Source organism: Nocardia sp. FBN12 (genome assembly GCF_050320175.1).
In the GTDB taxonomy this organism is placed as follows: domain Bacteria; phylum Actinomycetota; class Actinomycetes; order Mycobacteriales; family Mycobacteriaceae; genus Nocardia.
Map to the genome: position 1 here is coordinate 2,996,061 of NZ_CP190048.1, position 18,247 is coordinate 3,014,307.

Here is an 18,247-nt window from a genome sequence, read left to right on the forward strand (position 1 = left end):
TCGCGAGACCGGTGACCTGGCAGTCCTCGCCGTAAACGTTCCCATGGCGGTGGCGAAACTGATAAACAGTAAGCGCCACACCCGTTCTCGTCGCCGGAACGGTGCGTCACCGACAAGCAGGGAGTGAACGTGGACGAGGAACCAAGGAGGGCTCGTCCGCGCGAAGGACTCGGACGTGCTCGACCAGGCGCCCAGGACGACCTGATCGCCGGACCGCACCGGCCCGAACACCTCTCGGACTACCGGGTCGAGCTCGAGAAGCAGTGGAACCGCCTCGCCGCACCGTCGCGCCCTCTGACCCTGCCCCGCGATACCGGGGCCGTGCGCGACGACGTCGCCCAATCCTGGCAGCGCTCTCTGCACACCGTCGACCCCGCCACCGAAGTCGCTCCCGGCTTCAACGACATCAGCGACCGCTGGACGGAATCCCCGCTGCGCAGACCTGTCACCGAACTCGCGGGCCAGCTGCGCGGAATGGCCGAGGAATCGGGCTATCTCGCTGTCGTCAGTGACGAATCGGGCACCATCCTGTGGACCGCGGGCGATCGCACGCTGCGCCGCCAGGGGGAAGCGGTGAACTTCGCTCCCGGCGGTGTCTGGGACGAAAGCCACATGGGCACCAACGGTTTATCGCTGGCCCTGCACGACGACAGGGCCGTCACCGTGTTCTCCGCCGAGCATCTCGTCGCCGCGCTGCACGGCTGGGTCTGCTACTCCGCGCCCATCCACGGACCCGACGGCCGGACGGTCGGCGTGCTCGACCTTTCCTCCACCTGGGAACGCTCGCATCCGATGGTGATGACCTCGGTGCGCGCGCTGGTCACCGCCGTGGAGACGATGCTGCGCGCCGAGGCACCGACCCCGGCACCGGGTGTTCGGCTCGAATGCCTCGGCGCGGCAAGGCTTTTGCGCGACGGCCGCCCGGTGCCACTGCCGCCACGGCAACTCGAGATCCTGGCACTGCTCGCGCTCGAACCCGACGGCTACACCCCCGAACAGCTGCACGCCGCGGTCTACGGCGAGCGGTCGGTCTCGCTGAACACACTCAAAGCCGATGTGTCCCACCTGCGCCGAGCCACCCGCGGCGAGATCGCGAACCGGCGCTACATGCTCACCGGTGCGGTGTCCTGCGATGCGGTGGATTTGCTGGCCGCCATCGAGGGCGGCGACCTCACCTCGGCGCTGTGGCTGTATCGCGGGCCGCTGCTGCCCGGTTCGGATCTGCCCGGCGTCGAACAATGGCGCGCTCACCTCGACGTCGGTATCCGCAACGCGGTGCTCGGCAGCGATCGGCCCGAACACGCGGTGGCGTTCGGGCAGCGGTGCCCCGGCGATGTCGCCGTGCACGAGCACGCCCTGCGGCTACTGCCGCGCGACGATGTTCGCCGCGCTGTCGTTACCGCCCGGCTTTTCACCGCGCGCCAGGGCTGACCTGCACAAACGCCGTCACCAACCTCGTACCAACCTTCGCCGACAATAGTGTGCAGCACGACGCACAGGTCGCGAGGAGCGAGGCGAATGATCTACGGCAAACCCGGATCGGATACCGGCATAGTCAGCTATGCCGCCCGATACGACAACTTCATCGGAGGTGACTGGGCGCCCCCTGTCGAAGGCCGTTATTTCGACAACACCTCACCGGTCGACGGTGAGACCTTCTGCGCCGTGGCCCGCTCCACCGCCGCCGATATCGACATGGCCCTGGAGGCCGCGCACCGCGCCACCGAACGCTGGGCCGCGACCTCGGTCGCCGAGCGCTCCGACATCCTGCTCAAGATCGCCGACCGGATCGAGAACAGCCTCGAACCACTGGCCGTGGCCGAGACCTGGGACAACGGCAAACCGGTCCGCGAAACCCTGGCGGCGGACCTGCCACTGGCCATCGACCACTTCCGCTACTTCGCGGGAGTGCTGCGCGCCCAAGAAGGTTCGCTCTCGCAGATCGACGCCGACACCGTCGCCTACCACTTCCACGAACCGCTCGGGGTGGTCGGGCAGATCATTCCGTGGAACTTCCCGATCCTGATGGCCGCGTGGAAACTCGCGCCCGCGCTGGCGGCGGGCAACTGTGTGGTCATCAAACCGGCCGAGCAGACGCCGGCCTCGCTGCTGCTCGTCGTCGAACTCATCGCGGACCTGCTGCCCGACGGAGTTCTCAACGTGGTCAACGGATTCGGCGTCGAGGCGGGCAAGCCGCTGGCGCAGAGCCCGCGCGTGGCCAAGATCGCCTTCACCGGCGAGACCACCACGGGGCGGCTGATCATGCAGTACGCCAGCGACAACATCATCCCGGTCACCCTCGAACTCGGCGGCAAGAGCCCCAACATCTTCATGCCCGATGTGTTGGCCGCCGACGACGACTACCTCGACAAGTGCGTCGAGGGGTTCGTCATGTTCGCCCTGAACCAGGGCGAGGTGTGTACGTGCCCGTCGCGGGCGCTGATCCACTCGTCGATCTACGACGAATTCCTCGCCCGCGCCATCGCCCGCACCGAGGCCATCGTGTCCGGTCATCCACTCGACACCGAGACGATGATCGGCGCGCAGGCCGGCAACGACCAGTACGAGAAGATTCTGTCCTATTTCGACATCGGCAGAGCCGAAGGCGCCCGCGTGCTCACTGGAGGGGAAGCACGCAAGGTCGACGGTCTACCGGGTGGGTACTACATCGAACCCACTGTCTTCGCAGGTGAGAATACGATGCGGATCTTCCAGGAGGAGATCTTCGGCCCGGTCGTCGCGGTCACCCGCTTCGATACCGTCGACGAAGCGATCCGCATCGCCAACGACACCCTCTACGGTCTCGGTGCGGGCGTGTGGACCCGCGACATGTTCACCGCCCACCGACTGGGCCGCGGCATCAAGGCGGGCCGGGTCTGGACCAACTGCTACCACGCCTACCCCGCCCACGCCGCGTTCGGCGGCTACAAGAAGTCCGGATTCGGCCGGGAGAACCACGCGATGATGCTCGGGCACTACCAGCAGACCAAGAACCTGCTGGTCAGTTATTCGACGACGAAACTCGGGATGTTCTGATGCAGAATCGAATCCACCGTGTCGAGATCACCGAGCGCGCCCAGAACCTGCTACGCCGCGTCATCGAAGACAACGGACCGGTGCTGTTCCGCCAGACGGGCGACTGCTGTGACGACGACAGCGCGCCGGTGTGCCTGTCGACCAAGCAGTTCCCGATCGAGAAAGCCGACGTCCTGCTCGGGCGCCTGAGCTGGCACACCGAATTCTGGATCAGCGCCGAGCAATTCGAATGCTGGAAGGATACCCACTTCACCGTCGATGTGGCGCGCGGCGAGGCCGCCGAGGACTCCCTCGAAGCCGGTCACGGCCAGCGCTTCGTCTTGCGCGCCAGACAGCTGACCGAGGCGGAGAACGCGGCACTGGCGGCCGCACCGCCACCACGAACGGGCGCCGACCGCACGCTGTAGCGGCGCCGCCGAAAACCTGACCTGGCAGCATCTTTCCCGGCGCTGCCAGGTCGCGGCGAGCCCCCGCCGACTGGGCCATCGAGGCTCAGCCGGCGGGGTGAGCTCGCCGTTTTTTCGTGTCCGCCCCATATAGCAAATGTGTTCCCGCGCAAACCAAATCGCGTCTCGCTCAGCGAGACAGACACGACAACAGTGCAACGATTCCGTTACGTTATGGCGATGTTCTTAGCGAGACTCGGTGTGCGCACCCGGATTCTGGCGATTGCTCTCATCCCGAGTTTGACTCTGGTGGTGGTCGGCGTCGGTACGGCGGGCTACCTGGTCGAGCAGAGCAACAAGGCCAAGTCGTGGGCCGTGCAGTTGCAGGATGCCGCCGTACCGGCCCGTGAGCTGATCGAGGCGGTCCAATCCGAGCGCCACCTCACCCTGGCCCACATCGCAGGCGACGAGACCGCCTCGCTCGCGCTCGCCGCCGCGCGCACGCGCATGGACGGCGCCTTTCGCGGGCTGATCGCCGCGGGTGAGAACCTGCGCGCGATCGATGACTCCAATATCGGCGACGACAAGGCCGGCTTCGCCACGCTCGGCACGCATCTGGACGGCGTCCGCAAGGGCTCCGATGCCCGGATGCTGCCGATCGCGGACGCCTACCTGTTCTACAACTCGCTGCTCAACGTGATCATCCAGGGCACCAAGGTCGCCGAGCGCGCGGCGCCCGACGCGATCGTCGCTTCCGGTGTGTCCGAGGGACTGCGCTTGCTCGGTGCCGCCGAGGCGATGTCACGCAGCAACGCGGTCGCCGCCGCGATGGTGGCCTCCGACGGCGCCTCGACCATCCCGCTCGACGAGTTCACCAACCAGACCGGCCTCTACCACGGCGAAATCGCCAACCTGGCCGCCGGCCTCGACGAACCCGAGCGCAGTGCCGTCGTCGCTTTGACGGCCACCGGGCACTGGCAACAGCTCAGCGCCATGGAATCGGCTCTCGTGCAGCGTTTCGCGGTGTCGGCGGCCGCCCAGGCGAGCACCTCGACCAGCAAGACCCCCACCCCCGCCGCACTGCCGATGGCGATTCCCGAATGGCAGAACGCCGCGGCCGAGGTCAACCGGAGCCTGCTCGACTCCTACACCACCTACAACGACCACGTGCAGAAGCTCGCCGAGGACTCCGCGCGCAAGGCCGAGACGAACGCCGCGCTGGCCGGTGGCGGCGTGCTCGCGCTGAGTGTGCTCGTCTTCCTCGTCGCGGTGGTCCTGGCCAATCGGATCATCCGCCGGCTGCGCCGCCTGCGTACCGCGACACTGCAACTCGCCGACGAGCAGCTGCCCGCCACCATGCGCACCCTGCGCGACGGTGGCGAGGTCGACCCTGCCGAGACCACGCCGACCCTCGACTTCGGGCGCGACGAGATCGGTCAGGTCGCCAAGGCCTTCGAGCACGCCGCGGCCGCGGCGATCGGTGCCGCGGTCGACGAGGCCCGCACGCGCGAAGGTGTGCGCGCGGTGTTCCTCAACATCGCCCACCGCAGCCAGATCGTGGTGCACCGCCAGCTCGAGATCCTCGACGAAGCCGAACGGCGCCAAGAGGATCCGGCGCTGCTCGAGACCCTGTTCCGGCTCGACCACCTGGCCACCCGCGAACGCCGCAACGCCGAGAACCTGATCATTCTCGGCGGCGGTCGCCCGGGGCGGCAGTGGCGGCAGCCGGTGCCGGTGATGGACGTGGTGCGCAGCGCCATCGGTGAAACACTCGACTACGCCCGCGTGCGGGTCACCAAACTGCCCGAGGTCAGTGTCGTCGGCACCGTCGTGGCCGACCTCGTGCACCTGCTCGCCGAACTGGTCGACAACGCCACCGCGTTCTCCCCACCGCAGTCACGGGTCGAGGCGGGCGGCAATGTCGTCGGCAAGGGTGTGGTCGTCGAGATCACCGACCAGGGCATGGGCATGAGCGCCGACGACCTGGACCGCTACAACACCATGCTGGCCGATCCGCCGGACTTCGGTGTCGGCACGCTGTCCTCGGACTCGCGCCTCGGCCTGTTCGTGGTGGCCCGGCTGGCCCTCGCGCACGGTGTGTCGGTGCGGCTGAGCGAATCCGATTACGGCGGTATCCGGGCGATCGTGCTGATCCCGCAGCAGTTGCTGGCGGGCGAGGCCGACCTGGCGGGCACGCCACCCACGATGACGGGCCCGCTGCGCCGTGGCCTGCCCGCGCCGCAGGAATCCGGACCGATCGCCGCCCTCGAATCGGCACCGGCACCGGTCGCGACACTGGTCGCCGATCCGCCGACACCGCGTCCGATGGCACCGGCACCGGAAATGCCCGCCGTGGCACCCCCGCGCTACGACACCGCTTCCGACGAACGCCCCGCGCTGCCGCGGCGCAGCAGGCAGACGAATCTGGCGCCCGAGCTCGCCGAGCCCGCCGCCGAGACGCCGAGCGCACCGGAGCGTCCCCGCTCCCCCGAACAGGCGCGCGACATCATGTCCGCGATCGAGAACGGCACCCGCCAGGGTCGCAAACAACAGACCCCTTCGAATCAGGACGAACAGGAAGGCTGAGGTGAACTCTTCCCCCGGTGATCTCAACTGGCTACTCGACGATCTCGTCGACCGGCTGGCAGGGGTCCGCTACGCGGTCGTGCTGTCCACCGACGGACTGCTGCTCGGACGCTCCTCGCAGATGAAGCGTGAAGACGCCGAACACTTCGCCGCCATGTCCTCGACCCTCTACGGTCTCGCGCGCAGCGCGGGCAGCCGGTTCGACGGCGGCGGCGTGCGCCAGGCGGTGATCGAACTCGATCGAGCGGTGCTCTTCGTCACCTCGGCAGGCGACAATGCCTGCCTGGCACTGCAAGCCAACGAGTCGGCCAATCTCGGCATGGTCGCCTACGAAATGAATCTCACCGTGCAGCGGGTCGGCAGCTATCTGTCGACGGAGCCGCGGCACGGGCATGCGCAGCTATAGAAAGTTTCGACAATGACTCGACTCGGCGATCCGTGGTTCGACGACGCGGCCGGACCTCTCGTCCGGCCGTACGCGGTGACCCGCGGACGCACCATGGGCGCGGCGCACGATCTGGACATGCTCACGGTGGTGGTGGCGGTTCATCCCGCCCCCACCCTGCGTAAGCCGGAACCCGAGTACACGACGATCGCACAACTGTGCAAGCGTCCGCAGTCGGTGGCCGAGGTCTCGGCCGTGCTCAAACTGCCTCTGGCGGTGACCAAAATCCTCGTCGGTGATCTCATCGCCGAGGGCCACCTCATCTTCCGGGCTCCGGTAGCGGCCGAGGCCGGTGCCGGTGACCTCAACATATTGCGAGCGGTTCTGGATGGCATCCGAAAACTATGACCCGACAGCCGCAGGCGGCCAGCACCTCGCCGCCTCGGTCAAGATTCTCATCGCCGGCGGCTTCGGCGTCGGCAAGACCACCATGGTCGGCGCGATCAGTGAGATCGCGCCGCTGCGGACCGAAGAGCTGATCACCGAGGTCAGTACCGGTGTCGACGATCTGTCGGGGGTCGAGCAGAAGCACACGACCACCGTCGCGCTGGATTTCGGCCGCATCACCATCGACCGGGATCTGGTGCTGTACCTGTTCGGCACCCCTGGCCAGGACCGCTTCTGGTTCCTGTGGGACGAGCTGTGCCGTGGCGCGCTCGGCGCGATCGTGCTGGCCGACACCCGGCGGTTGAGCAATTCCTTTGCGGCAGTGGACTTCTTCGAGCGGCGCGGCTTGCCGTTCCTGATCGCGGTGAACTGCTTCGACGGTGCGCCGCGCTACACCGTCGACGAGGTGCGTGACGCGCTGGATCTGGATCCGAACACGCCGGTGATCCTGTGCGACGCACGCGACCGGCCCTCGGCCAAGGCGGTACTCACCCACCTGGTCGAGTACCTGATCGATCGCGCCGCACGGACCCCCGTCACGACCTGAGCGACTACACCGAGCCCGGAGCGGGGATTGCCCGTTCCGCGGCTCGGCTGGTCTTCTCCCAGGCCGACCAGGTCGCTGTCTTGGCGCGGGTGAGGTGGAAGGCCAAGTCGTACACCATGTTTCCGAGCAGCAGCCGCAGCGGCGGCTCGTCGGAGTTGACGAGCGTGAGCAGTGCCTCGGCCGCGAGGGCGGGTTCGCTGTCGACCGATCCCTCGGCCCACTGCGCCTCTAGCTGGGCGCGCAGCGGGGCGTAGGCCTCGATCGGCGTGGTGTTCGCCATGGCCGAGTACAGGTCGGTCCAGTAACCGCCCGGCTGCAGAATGCTCACCGAGACACCGAATTCCCCGGCTTCCAGTGCCAGTGCCTCACTCATTCCCTCCAGCGCGAACTTGCTCGCCGCGTACATCCCCGACAGCGGGAACCCGGCGAGTCCGCCGATGCTCGACACCTGCACGATGTGCCCGGACCGTTGGACGCGCAGGTGCGGGAGTACCGCCTGGCTCACCCACAGCGCGCCGAAGAAGTTGACCTCCATCTGGGCACGGGCCTCGGCCTCGGTGAATTCCTCGATCATGCCCATCGAGAGGGTGCCCGCGTTGTTGATCACGATGTCGAGGCGGCCGAAGTGGGCGACGGCGGCATCGACTGCCTCCTGCACCGCGCCACGATCGGTGACGTCGAGGGTCAGTGGCAGCACCTTGCCCGGGTGGGCCGCGGCGAGTTCGTCGAGCGCGGATCGGGTGCGGGCCGCGACGGCGACCCGATCCCCTACCGCCAGTGCGGCTTCGGCGAAGGCACGGCCGAGACCGCGGCTCGCTCCGGTGATGAACCAGACACGGGATGCGGTGGTACCGGCGGTGGTCATGGAGTTCCTCCTTCGCTAGACAAGACGTTGCGTCTCGCCTGATGAATCGAGGATGCCACCGGCTCACGGCGGTGTCAAGACGCAACGTCTCGTCTCTTTTGATTGCTATCATGTCGGCATGAGCCAGCAGGTGAATCCCGCGCCGAGACCGTCGGCGGACGCGACCCGCCGCAACGAAGGATCCCGGCGCGCGATCCTGTCCGCCGCTTTCGAGCTGGCGGGCGAGGTCGGCTTCGACAAGCTGACCATCGAGGCGATCGCCGCCAGAGCAGGCGTCGGCAAGCAGACGGTCTACCGATGGTGGCCCTCCAAGGGCGCGGTCCTGCTCGATGCCTTTCTGATGCTCAGTGAGTCCGGTGCCGGCGAGGCACCCGGCCTACCTGATACCGGCGATCTGGAAGCCGACCTGAAACTCGTTCTCCGCGCCACCGTCGCCGAACTCGCCGACCCCCGCTTCGATCTCCCCTTACGCGGCCTGACCAGCGCGATCTTGAACGACACCACCCTGGCCGCCACCTACGCCGAACGCCTCCAGGCGCCGATGGACGCGCTCAAACGCCGCAGACTGCAAGCCGCGCAGGCCGCGGGCCAGCTCGCCGACGACATCGACCTCGACGTGGCCATCGCGATGATCTGGGGCCCGCTGCTGGACCGATGGCTACTGCGCACGGGCACGCTGACCACCGAATTCGCCGATCGCGTGGTCGAGACCGCCCTCAGGGGTCTACGCGGCTGAGCCCACCCGAACCGTCCGCTCAGCCCCAGGTCGCCTGATCCGGGACCGGCGAATCGAAGATCACGTAGAAGAAGTGACCAGGGGTCAGTTCGTTCATGTCGTGCCAGCGACCCCACGGGTCTCGCTGGTAATAGTTCTCCATCCCGGTGCCGTCGTCGTAGCAGACGATGTTCGACGTGCCGAACGGGCTCCAGTACACATCGGTGCCGGGGCGTTGCGGCTCGAGCGCGGTGCGGAACAGGTGGCTGCACGGGGTGATGATCGGGTCGTAGTAGGTGGGCTGAGCGACGGCGGTGGCCTGCCCCGCGATCCCGGCGACCGTCACCGCGGCGGCCGCAAGGCCGAGACGAACTGTGGAACGCATCGAAATCTGCTCCTCATCTGAGCGGAAAATGAAGGCCCTTCGTATCGCGAACGATATTACGCCCGGACACCAGACGCCGCCGAAATCCGACCGTAGACGGATCTGCCGAGGCCCCGGTCGCGTTACCGTGGCATGAGCGGTTTCAGCGGAGAGTAGGAAAAGCTGTGGACAGCACGACAATTGCCCGGCAGTGCACCCTGTGCGAGGCACACTGCGGAATTCTGGTCACGGTCGAGGATTCGCGGGTCACCCGCATCGAAGGAAATGCGGATGACGTGCTGTCGAAGGGCTACATCTGCCCCAAGGCGACAGCCATGGGCGGTCTGCACCACGATCCGGACCGGCTGCGGACACCGATGCGCCGCGTCGGCGACACCTTCCAGCCGGTCGGCTGGGACGAGGCGTTCCGCGAGATCGGGCAGCGTCTGCGCGCGGTGCGAGCCGCGCACGGTCCCAGCGCCATCGGGATGTACATCGGCAACCCGGCCGCGCACAGCTCCTCGGTGATGTACGGCGGCCTGTTACGGGCCGTCCTGCTGACCCGCAATTTCTTCTCCGCGTCCTCGATCGATCAGTTCCCGCAGGAATTCGTCGCGTGGCGGATGTTCGGTTCGAATGTGCTGATGCCGATCACCGACATCGACCGCACCGACCGGCTGGTGGTGCTCGGCGCCAACCCCGCGGTGTCCAACGGATCGATCACCACCATGCCCGGCGCGAAAACGCGCATCAAAGACGTCCGTGCCCGGGGCGGCACCGTCGTCGTGATCGACCCGCGCCGCACCGAAACGGCCCGGCTGGCAGACGAACACGTGGCGGTACGTCCCGGCGGCGATGTCTACCTGCTGCTCGGAATGCTGCATGTGCTTGTCACCGAAGAACTGTGCGACGAACAGGCGGTGCGCGCACTGTGCACCGGTTGGGACGAGCTCGCCGTACTGGTCGCCGACACCACCGCCGAACGCATGGCGTCACTGGCAGGGGTCGACGCCGAGACCATCCGGCGGCTGGCGCGTGACCACGCGGCGGCGCCGTCGGCGGTGATCTACGCGCGAATCGGGGTGTGCCAGCAGGTGACAGGCACACTAACCCACTGGCTGGTCAACACGATCAACGCGGTCACCGGAAACCTCGATCGCGCGGGCGGCCAGATGTTCGCGACCCCCGTCGTCGACGCCGCCCGGTACGCGAAATACCTGCCGATGGGACACGGCGCGTGGACCGACCGCTCCGGCGCGCACAAGTCGTTCCGCAGCGAACTGCCGGTCGCGGTCCTCGCCGAGGAGATCCGCACCGAAGGACCGGGCCAGATCAAAGCGATGATCACCTACGCGGGCAATCCGGTGCTCTCGACCCCGCAGGCCGACAAGCTCGATGCCGCGCTGGAATCCCTGGATTTCTACGTGGCCGTCGACATGTACGTCACCGAGACGACGCGGCACGCCGACTTCATCCTGCCGCCGGTCTCGGCACTGGAACGCGAGGAACTGAGCCTGCTGTTCCCGATCTTCAGCGTGCGCAACAACGCCCGCTACGACGCCAAGGTATTCGATCCACCGGCCGACGGGCTGGAGGACTGGCAGATCCTGGCAAAGCTGGTGACCGAGATGGTCCCGCTGCCGGTACGACGGGTCACCGGACGCGCGCTCAACGCCGCGTTCGAACAGTTCAGCCCCCTGCGGCTCACCGCGGCCGCCGTCGCGACAGGCCCCTACGGAGTCCTGCGTCGCGGACGAAACGGGTTGACGCTGAAAAAGATTCGGGACGCGGCGGGCGGTGTCGACCTCGGCCCGTTGCGGCCACGGCTGCCCGAACTGATCGGCACCAGCGACCGCAGGACACACTTGGCTCCCCCGGATTTCCTGGCGGCGGTACGCACGGTTCTCGACGACGCGACCGCGGCGGCCGAGCCCGGCTACGACCTGCAGCTGATCGGCCGGCGTCACCTGCGCAGCAACAACTCCTGGCTGCACAACATCCCGTCGATGGTGAAGGGCCGCGACCGCTGCACCGTGCTCATCCACCCCGACGACGCCGCCGCCCGCGGTCTCACCGACGGTGATCCGGCGACGGTCGAATCCCCCGTCGGTTCGATCGTGGTTCCGGTGGAGATCAGCGGCGATATCCGTGCCGGGGTGGTGGCGATCCCGCACGGCTGGGGGCATCGCGAACCCGGAGTCGGCTGGTCCGTCGCGGCGGCGCTACCGGGCGCCAATGTCAACCTGCTGCACGACCCGGCCCGCACCGACCCGCTCTCCGGCACCTCGGCGGTCAACAACACGTGGGTGCGGGTGAGCCCGGTCGAGGCCGAAACCCCGCACGCCACAACGCCATCCGAGGTCGCCGCCGCGCCGCGGTGAACCCGATCACTGGTTCGGGTCCACCGCGCCGGGTTCAGCGGAAGCGCAGGTTCGCGGTGGCGAGGCCGAAGATCTTGCGGCCGCCGGACTTGGCGGTGATCGCGATCACCGCCGAACGGGTCTCGGGATCGAGGGACTTCACGCGGCCGGTGAACTCGACCTCGCCGCCCTCCCGGCTGACGATCGTGGGGCTCGACAGGCGCACGCCGTAGCGGGTGACGGCGCCGGGGTCGCCGGACCAGGTGGACACGAAGCCCGCGCCAAGGCCCATCGTGAGCATGCCGTGGGCGATGATGTCGGGCAGACCGGCCAGCTCGGCGATCTTCTCGTCCCAGTGGATGGGGTTGTTGTCGCCGGACACACCGGCGTAGTTGACGAGGTCGCCGCGCGAGACGCGGGCATCGCGCAGCGGCAGTTCGGCGCCGACGGTCAGCTCGTCGAACGACAGCGCGGTGTTCGGGACACGCGCGGCGCCCTCGACAGACAGCGGCACCTCGCCCTCGGGACGCAGGGTCGTCTCCACGGCCGCGCTCTTCTCGGCGCTGAAGATGCTGACCCCGTGGAGCATGATGTTCTCCACCGCGGCGGTGATCTCGGGCGAGACGCCGTCGTCGCCGGTGATGCCGACGACCGTGGTGTGCATGATGTGCACGGTCTCGCCGAGCTCGTCGACGAACGTGTTGGTGACGGTGATCAGGTCCTTGCCCGCGATCGTGCGCACCGAGGACAGCTCGACGTCGACCACGAGACGGTCACCGGCCACGATCGGCTTGTGCTGTTCGAAGACCTGCTCGGTCTGCACGAACATGTCGTAGCCGACGACGACCGATTCGAACAGCAGCTTGTTGGCAGCCATAGCCGGAATCGAGACGAACGTCAGAGGCGCGACCAGGCCCGAGTAGCCGAGCGCGGCGGCGGCCTCGTCCTCCCAGTGCGCGGGATGGAAGTCCTGCACGGCGCGCGCGTACTCGCGGATCTTCTCGCGGCCGACCTCGTAGACGCCCTCGACCCGGTAGTAGTGCCCTACCTTCGACGCTGTATCGGGGGCATCGACAGCAAGGTCATCGACTACGGAAGTCACTATGAATCACCTTCGTTCGGGGAACGGACACCCGGCAGGCTAGTCGACGCGCAGGCGGACCGGGCATTCCTTGGCACAGTTCACAGTTCTGTGGCCTTTCGCCGCGGTCAGAAGGAGGGTACGTCGCTGGTGCTGGCGTTGCCACCGATCGAGGGCTGCAGCGTGATCTCCCAGTCGGAGTCACCGTCGAACGGGTCGTCGAACTTCTGGAATTCACGCTCGCGGGTGAAGGCCAGCGTCGCCTCGTCCCAGTCCTTTCCGGTCTTCAGATAGACGTAGTAGGTGCCGTCGATCCCGTTGAGCGTGGCGTTGGAGTTGCCCTGCACGTAGATCGTGGCCTGCGGTTTCTTGGGATCGCCATTGGTCACCACCACCGCGAAGTCGTCGCTGTTGCCGTTGACGATATCGAGCTTGCCCGCGCCGACCAGCCCGTCCTGCTGGACCACCGCACCGTTGTCACCACGCCGGTTCAGCAGCGGGGCCGGCGGCGTGGTGGCGCGCACCGTCGTGCTCGTCGTCGCCGCGCTGCTCGTCGGCGCGGATTCGACCGACTGCCCCGACTCGCAGCCCCCGACCAGAAGGGCCGCCGCGATCGCGGACACGGCATACCACTGACGATTCGACATCGTTCCCACCCCGAGTTCATGGACCGAGCTCCCCGAGCCGGTCTTCCCCGCCAGTATCGCGTGATTCGCCCGATATGTCACCACGAAAACTTCGCGAAAACCCTTCCCCAGTTATCTGGAATGAGTCATAATCTGGAATGTGTCCACCCAACCGGCCTACGAACAGATGCTGCGCGCAGCCTCACTGCGCGTCACCGCGCCACGCCTGGCGGTGCTCACCGCAGTGCACCAGCATCCGCACGCCGACACGGACACCATCCTGAGCCGAGTCAGAGCCACCCTCGGGGCCGTCAGCCAGCAGGCCGTCTACGACGTACTGCGGGCCCTCACCAGCGCCGGACTGCTCCGGCGAATCCAGCCGATGGGCACCGTCGCGCGTTATGAGACCCGCGTCGGTGACAACCATCATCACCTGGTGTGCCGATCCTGTGGGGTGATCGTCGATGTCGAATGCGCTGTCGGCGACGCGCCCTGTCTGACTCCCCTGGACGATCGCGGTTTCGTCGTCGACGAGGCCGAGGTCATCTACTGGGGCCGCTGCCCCGACTGCACGTCAGCACCTTCACTCTCCTGAAAGGATTCACCGTGCCCGAGGAACACCCACCTATCGCGGAAGCCAACACGGAACCCGGTGACAGTGGCTGCCCCGTCATGCACCGCCCCCTCGCGTCCACCGACGCGCGTGGCAGCAACCGTGACTGGTGGCCCAATCAGCTCGATCTCACACTGCTGCAGAAGAATCCGGCCGTCGCGAACCCGATGGGCGAGGATTTCGACTACGCGGCCGAATTCGCCACCCTCGACCTGGCCGCGGTGAAGGCCGATATCGAGCAGGTCATGACGACCTCGCAGCCCTGGTGGCCCGCCGACTTCGGCCACTACGGCCCGTTCTTCATCCGGATGGCCTGGCATTCCGCGGGCACCTACCGCGTCGGCGACGGCCGCGGCGGCGCAGGCGCTGGGATGCAGCGGTTCGCGCCGCTCAACAGCTGGCCCGACAACGCCAGCCTCGACAAGGCGCGCCGTCTGCTGTGGCCGGTGAAGAAGAAGTACGGCCGCAAGCTGTCGTGGGCCGACCTCATCGTCTACACCGGCAATGTCGCGCTCGAGTCGATGGGCTTCGAGACCTTCGGCTTCGGTGGCGGCCGCGTCGACCAGTGGGAGCCAGAGGAGGACGTGTACTGGGGCCCGGAGCGCACCTGGCTCGGCGACGAACGCTACACCGGTGAACGCAACCTCGACCGGCCGCTGGCCGCGGTGCAGATGGGCCTGATCTACGTCAATCCCGAAGGCCCCAACGGCAATCCGGACCCGATCGCCGCCGCCACCGACATCCGCGAGACCTTCGCGCGGATGGCGATGAACGACGAGGAGACCGCCGCGCTCATCGCGGGCGGCCACACCTTCGGCAAGACCCACGGCGCGGGCGACGCCGAGCTGGTCGGTGTCGAACCGGAAGCGGCGCCACTGGAGCAGCAAGGGCTGGGCTGGAAGAGCAGCTTCGGCACCGGCGTCGGCGAGCACGCCATCACCAGTGGCCTGGAAGGCATCTGGAACAGCACCCCCATCACCTGGGACAACAACTTCCTCGAAACCCTCTACGGGTACGAATGGGAGCTCAGCAAGAGCCCGGCGGGCGCGCACCAGTGGATCCCGAAGGACGGCGCGGGCGCCGACACCGTGCCCGACGCGTTCATCGAGGGCAAGAAGGTCGCGCCGACCATGCTCACCACCGACCTGTCGCTGCGGTTCGACCCGATCTACGGGCCGATCACCCGCCGCTGGCTGGACAACCCCGCGGAGTTCGCCGACGCGTTCGCCCGCGCCTGGTACAAGCTCACCCACCGCGATATGGGACCGGTCGTCCGCTACCTCGGCCCGCTGGTCCCGTCCGAGGAACTGCTGTGGCAGGACCCGGTTCCCGCCCAGACCGGGCCGGTCATCGGGGAAGGCGAGATCGCCACGCTCAAGGGCCAGATCCAGGCCTCGGGGCTGACCATCGCCCAGCTGGTGTCGACGGCGTGGGCGGCGGCCTCGTCGTTCCGCGGCAGCGACAAGCGCGGCGGCGCCAACGGTGGCCGGATCCGGCTGCAGCCGCAAGCGGGCTGGGCGGTCAACCAGCCCGACGAGCTCGCCCAGGTGGTGCGCGTCTACGAAGGCATCCAGGACACCTTCAACGCCGCGGGCGGTGCGCAGGTGTCGTTCGCCGACCTGGTCGTCCTCGGCGGCGCGGTCGGTGTCGAACAGGCCGCTCAGGCCGCCGGTTTCCCGGTGACGGTGCCGTTCACGCCGGGCCGCACCGACGCGACCCAGGAGCAGACCGACATCGAGTCGTTCGACGCGCTCGAGACCGCGGCCGACGGCTTCCGCAACTACGTGTCCAAGGACGCGCAGATCCCCGCGGAATTCCTGCTCATCGACAAGGCGAACCTGCTCACGCTCAGCGCACCGGAGATGACCGTGCTGATCGGTGGTCTGCGGGTGCTCGGCGCGAACTACCAGTCCGCGCCGCTCGGTGTGTTCACCGAGACCCCGGGTGCGCTGACGAACGACTTCTTCGTCAACCTCCTCGACATGGGTACCGAGTGGACTCCGTCGGCGACCGACGACGGGGTCTACGAGGGCCGCGATCGCGCCTCCGGCGCGGTGACCTGGACCGGTAGCCGGGTCGACCTCGTGTTCGGCTCCAACTCGCAGCTGCGGGCCGTCGCCGAGGTCTACGCCACCGACGACGCGAAGGAGAAGTTCGTGCACGACTTCGTCGCCGCGTGGACCAAGGTGAGCAACCTGGACCGCTTCGACCTGGTCTGATCCTCACCACGAAACACCCTGCGGCGCACCATGAGCCGCAGGGTGTTTCGCTGTCGATCAGGACTCGGCGAGCTCGGCCAGCCGGTCCACCGACGCCTGCAGCTTGTCGGCGGTCGTCGCCCTGGCCCGCACCTGACGCAGCTCGTCGTGCAGTGCGGTCCAGTCGTAGGTATGGGTCACCCGAGTGTGGGTGTCGTCGATCGGCTCCAGCTCCCAGCGCCACAGGTGGCCGGGCGGGGTCTTGTCACGCTCGGACGGATTCCACGCGATGCGACGGCCCTCCTCGAACTCGACGATGTGGTTGTCGCGGTCGGCACCGTTGGTCAGCGTCGTGGTGAACACGTCGCCGACCGCGCGCACCCGCTGGCCCGTGTTCGCCTGCGCGAGATTGTCGTTACCGTCCCAGCGCGGCTGCTGCGCGGGATCGGCGATCAGGTCGAAGATCACGGCGGGGCTCGCCGCGATCTCGCGGGAGGCGTGGACGATGCGTGGCACGTCGATGGTTTCGGTCACCGGCCGATCGAACCAGCAGCTCACCCGCCTCGGCAACCATTCCGCTCGAGGCAGCGAGAAATAGACGCGGACACGCAGTGTTGCGTCGCCGCGCAGGGCCGGAGGTACGCCTAATTCGTGCGGTACACCGCGAACACGGGGATCTCGCGACTGGTGTTGTCGCGATACTCGGCGAAGCCCGGCAGTCGCTCGACCATCCGGTCGTAGAGGGCGGTCCGCTCGGGATCGGCGACGAGTTCCGCCTTGCCCCGGTAGGTTTCGGATCCCACCTCGAGGGTGAGCTCCGGGTCGGCGACCAAGTTGAAATACCAGGCGGGATGCTTGTCGGCGCCGCCGTTGGAGGCGATCAGCACGATCCGATCGCCGTCGGGCAGATACACCAGCGGATTGGTAATCGCGCGCCCGGACTTCGCGCCGGTCGTGGTGATGATCACCATGGCGTCGTTGCCTTCGAACATGCCGCCGACGCGACCTCCGTTGGCACGGAACTCGGCGATCACCTGGTCGTTGAAAGCGTTCATCGTGGTCCTCTCGTTGGTAGCTCCCCCTGGCCCAACGATCCAGGCGCGCCCCGCATTCCAGCGCTGTCCACGGCATATGCGCCAAAGTAGTGACTTACTCTAACGTTGCGGGGTGCTAGGACATTCACATGCGACGAGTGGGGCGCTGGCCTGGGCCGGTACTGCCGCAGCGTTACCACTCACGGTTGCCGCTTTCCCTCTGTTCGACAGCGAGACAACGAAATTCGGCATCGCCGAACTCATCATCGGTACGTTCCTCACCGCGGGCGCGGCGCTGTTGCCGGACGCCGATCATCCGAGCGGCACCATTTCCCACGTGCTCGGGCCGGTGTCACATCACCTGTGCCGCTTGATCTCCTGGGTGTCGGGCGGGCACCGGCACGGAACACATTCGCTGCTGTTCGTCGTCGCGGCGATCGCGGCCACCTGGGCGGGCGAGCACTACCTTGGGCGGCCGTTCACCTTGAGCCTGGTGTTCTTCCTGCTCGCGCTGGCGGTGCGGTCGCTGCACCTGTGCCCACCGGGGAAGAGCGTGCGGACGTACGGCACGGTGGTTGTGCTGGCATCGGCGGGAACTTTCGCCGTCGATCATTGGATCGTCGATCGACCGGTGTGGCTGCCGATCTGCGTCGGGCTGGGGTGTCTGGCGCATCTGCTGGGCGACTGCCTCACCGATCGGGGCTGCCGGCTGTTGTGGCCGTTCCCGTTGCGCACGCGGGTTCCGCTGATCGAACGCACCGGCAATCGGGTCGAAACCTGGTTTCTCTCCCCGCTTTTCGTCCTCGGCACGATGGGTGCGCTCTGGTACGCGATCATGCACCGGCCGTGATCACCGGGACGGCGGTGCACGCGACCGCCGTCCCGAACCCGACCGGCCCCTCCCCTGCCAGGCCGGCGTAGCCGGTCTTTCCGCATAGTCGTGGCAAACACATATTTTGATGCGCATATCTCTGTATCTCGATGCGATTCGTGTGCACCACAGC

At 67.4% G+C, this 18,247-nt stretch carries 18 protein-coding genes; 12 read left to right on the forward strand and 6 right to left on the reverse strand.

The window, feature by feature from the left end; translation table 11 throughout:
- Positions 1 to 129 precede the first annotated feature (129 nt).
- From ACQHI0_RS14520 to ACQHI0_RS14550, 7 genes are all read left to right on the forward strand, one after another.
- Positions 130 to 1,431, forward strand: coding sequence for a transcriptional regulator (locus ACQHI0_RS14520; RefSeq protein WP_427908469.1), 1,302 nt, complete (start codon positions 130 to 132; stop codon positions 1,429 to 1,431).
- Positions 1,432 to 1,518: 87 nt separating this feature from the next.
- Positions 1,519 to 3,036, forward strand: a complete 1,518-nt coding sequence (gene exaC / locus ACQHI0_RS14525) for an acetaldehyde dehydrogenase ExaC (protein ID WP_427908470.1) — start codon at positions 1,519 to 1,521, stop codon at positions 3,034 to 3,036.
- A complete protein-coding gene (locus ACQHI0_RS14530) occupies positions 3,036 to 3,443 on the forward strand; it encodes a DUF779 domain-containing protein (protein WP_427908471.1) in 408 nt (135 codons plus the stop codon). Before exaC ends, ACQHI0_RS14530 begins: the two co-directional genes overlap by 1 nt.
- Before the next feature lie 219 nt (positions 3,444 to 3,662).
- On the forward strand, positions 3,663 to 6,008 hold the full coding sequence (locus tag ACQHI0_RS14535; RefSeq protein WP_427908472.1) for a nitrate- and nitrite sensing domain-containing protein: 2,346 nt from the start codon (positions 3,663 to 3,665) through the stop codon (positions 6,006 to 6,008).
- Position 6,009: 1 nt separating this feature from the next.
- On the forward strand, positions 6,010 to 6,414 hold the full coding sequence (locus ACQHI0_RS14540; RefSeq protein WP_067453425.1) for a roadblock/LC7 domain-containing protein: 405 nt from the start codon (positions 6,010 to 6,012) through the stop codon (positions 6,412 to 6,414).
- 12 nt (positions 6,415 to 6,426) lie between these two features.
- Complete coding sequence (locus ACQHI0_RS14545) at positions 6,427 to 6,801, forward strand: DUF742 domain-containing protein (protein WP_266289782.1); 375 nt, start codon at positions 6,427 to 6,429, stop codon at positions 6,799 to 6,801.
- A complete protein-coding gene (locus tag ACQHI0_RS14550) occupies positions 6,782 to 7,387 on the forward strand; it encodes a GTP-binding protein (RefSeq protein ID WP_427908473.1) in 606 nt (201 codons plus the stop codon). The genes ACQHI0_RS14545 and ACQHI0_RS14550 overlap by 20 nt, the downstream gene beginning before the upstream one ends.
- Positions 7,388 to 7,391: 4 nt before the next feature.
- Here the strand turns inward: ACQHI0_RS14550 and ACQHI0_RS14555 are convergent, their stop codons facing one another.
- Positions 7,392 to 8,252, reverse strand: a complete 861-nt coding sequence (locus ACQHI0_RS14555; protein ID WP_427908474.1) for an SDR family NAD(P)-dependent oxidoreductase — start codon at positions 8,250 to 8,252, stop codon at positions 7,392 to 7,394.
- 118 nt (positions 8,253 to 8,370) lie between these two features.
- Here ACQHI0_RS14555 and ACQHI0_RS14560 point away from each other — a divergent pair, with 118 nt between their 5' ends.
- Complete coding sequence (locus ACQHI0_RS14560) at positions 8,371 to 8,988, forward strand: TetR/AcrR family transcriptional regulator (protein ID WP_427908475.1); 618 nt, start codon at positions 8,371 to 8,373, stop codon at positions 8,986 to 8,988.
- Positions 8,989 to 9,007: 19 nt separating this feature from the next.
- On the opposite strand, the gene ACQHI0_RS14565 is transcribed toward ACQHI0_RS14560, so the two are convergent.
- Positions 9,008 to 9,352, reverse strand: a complete 345-nt coding sequence (locus tag ACQHI0_RS14565; protein WP_427908476.1) for a hypothetical protein — start codon at positions 9,350 to 9,352, stop codon at positions 9,008 to 9,010.
- 164 nt (positions 9,353 to 9,516) lie between these two features.
- Between ACQHI0_RS14565 and ACQHI0_RS14570 the strand changes: the two genes are divergently transcribed.
- A complete protein-coding gene (locus ACQHI0_RS14570) occupies positions 9,517 to 11,712 on the forward strand; it encodes a molybdopterin oxidoreductase family protein (protein ID WP_427908477.1) in 2,196 nt (731 codons plus the stop codon).
- A gap of 34 nt (positions 11,713 to 11,746) precedes the next feature.
- Here the strand turns inward: ACQHI0_RS14570 and ACQHI0_RS14575 are convergent, their stop codons facing one another.
- Positions 11,747 to 12,793 carry a fused (3R)-hydroxyacyl-ACP dehydratase subunits HadA/HadB gene (locus ACQHI0_RS14575; RefSeq protein WP_427908478.1) on the reverse strand — a complete coding sequence of 349 codons (1,047 nt, stop codon included), beginning with the start codon at positions 12,791 to 12,793 and terminating at the stop codon, positions 11,747 to 11,749.
- 107 nt (positions 12,794 to 12,900) lie between these two features.
- Positions 12,901 to 13,419, reverse strand: coding sequence for a hypothetical protein (locus tag ACQHI0_RS14580; protein ID WP_427908479.1), 519 nt, complete (start codon positions 13,417 to 13,419; stop codon positions 12,901 to 12,903).
- A 166-nt stretch (positions 13,420 to 13,585) separates the two neighbouring features.
- On the opposite strand from ACQHI0_RS14580, the gene ACQHI0_RS14585 reads away from it, so the two are divergent.
- Complete coding sequence (locus ACQHI0_RS14585) at positions 13,586 to 13,993, forward strand: Fur family transcriptional regulator (protein ID WP_427909166.1); 408 nt, start codon at positions 13,586 to 13,588, stop codon at positions 13,991 to 13,993.
- Positions 13,994 to 14,004: 11 nt separating this feature from the next.
- On the forward strand, positions 14,005 to 16,230 hold the full coding sequence (katG, locus tag ACQHI0_RS14590; protein ID WP_427908480.1) for a catalase/peroxidase HPI: 2,226 nt from the start codon (positions 14,005 to 14,007) through the stop codon (positions 16,228 to 16,230).
- Between the two features lie 57 nt (positions 16,231 to 16,287).
- Here the strand turns inward: katG and ACQHI0_RS14595 are convergent, their stop codons facing one another.
- Complete coding sequence (locus ACQHI0_RS14595; protein WP_427908481.1) at positions 16,288 to 16,743, reverse strand: SRPBCC family protein; 456 nt, start codon at positions 16,741 to 16,743, stop codon at positions 16,288 to 16,290.
- A 110-nt stretch (positions 16,744 to 16,853) separates the two neighbouring features.
- Positions 16,854 to 17,264 (reverse strand): nitroreductase family deazaflavin-dependent oxidoreductase, encoded by a 411-nt coding sequence (locus ACQHI0_RS14600; RefSeq protein WP_427908482.1) that lies wholly within the window; start codon positions 17,262 to 17,264, stop codon positions 16,854 to 16,856.
- A gap of 112 nt (positions 17,265 to 17,376) precedes the next feature.
- Here ACQHI0_RS14600 and ACQHI0_RS14605 point away from each other — a divergent pair, with 112 nt between their 5' ends.
- Complete coding sequence (locus tag ACQHI0_RS14605; RefSeq protein ID WP_427908483.1) at positions 17,377 to 18,093, forward strand: metal-dependent hydrolase; 717 nt, start codon at positions 17,377 to 17,379, stop codon at positions 18,091 to 18,093.
- Positions 18,094 to 18,247 lie beyond the last annotated feature (154 nt).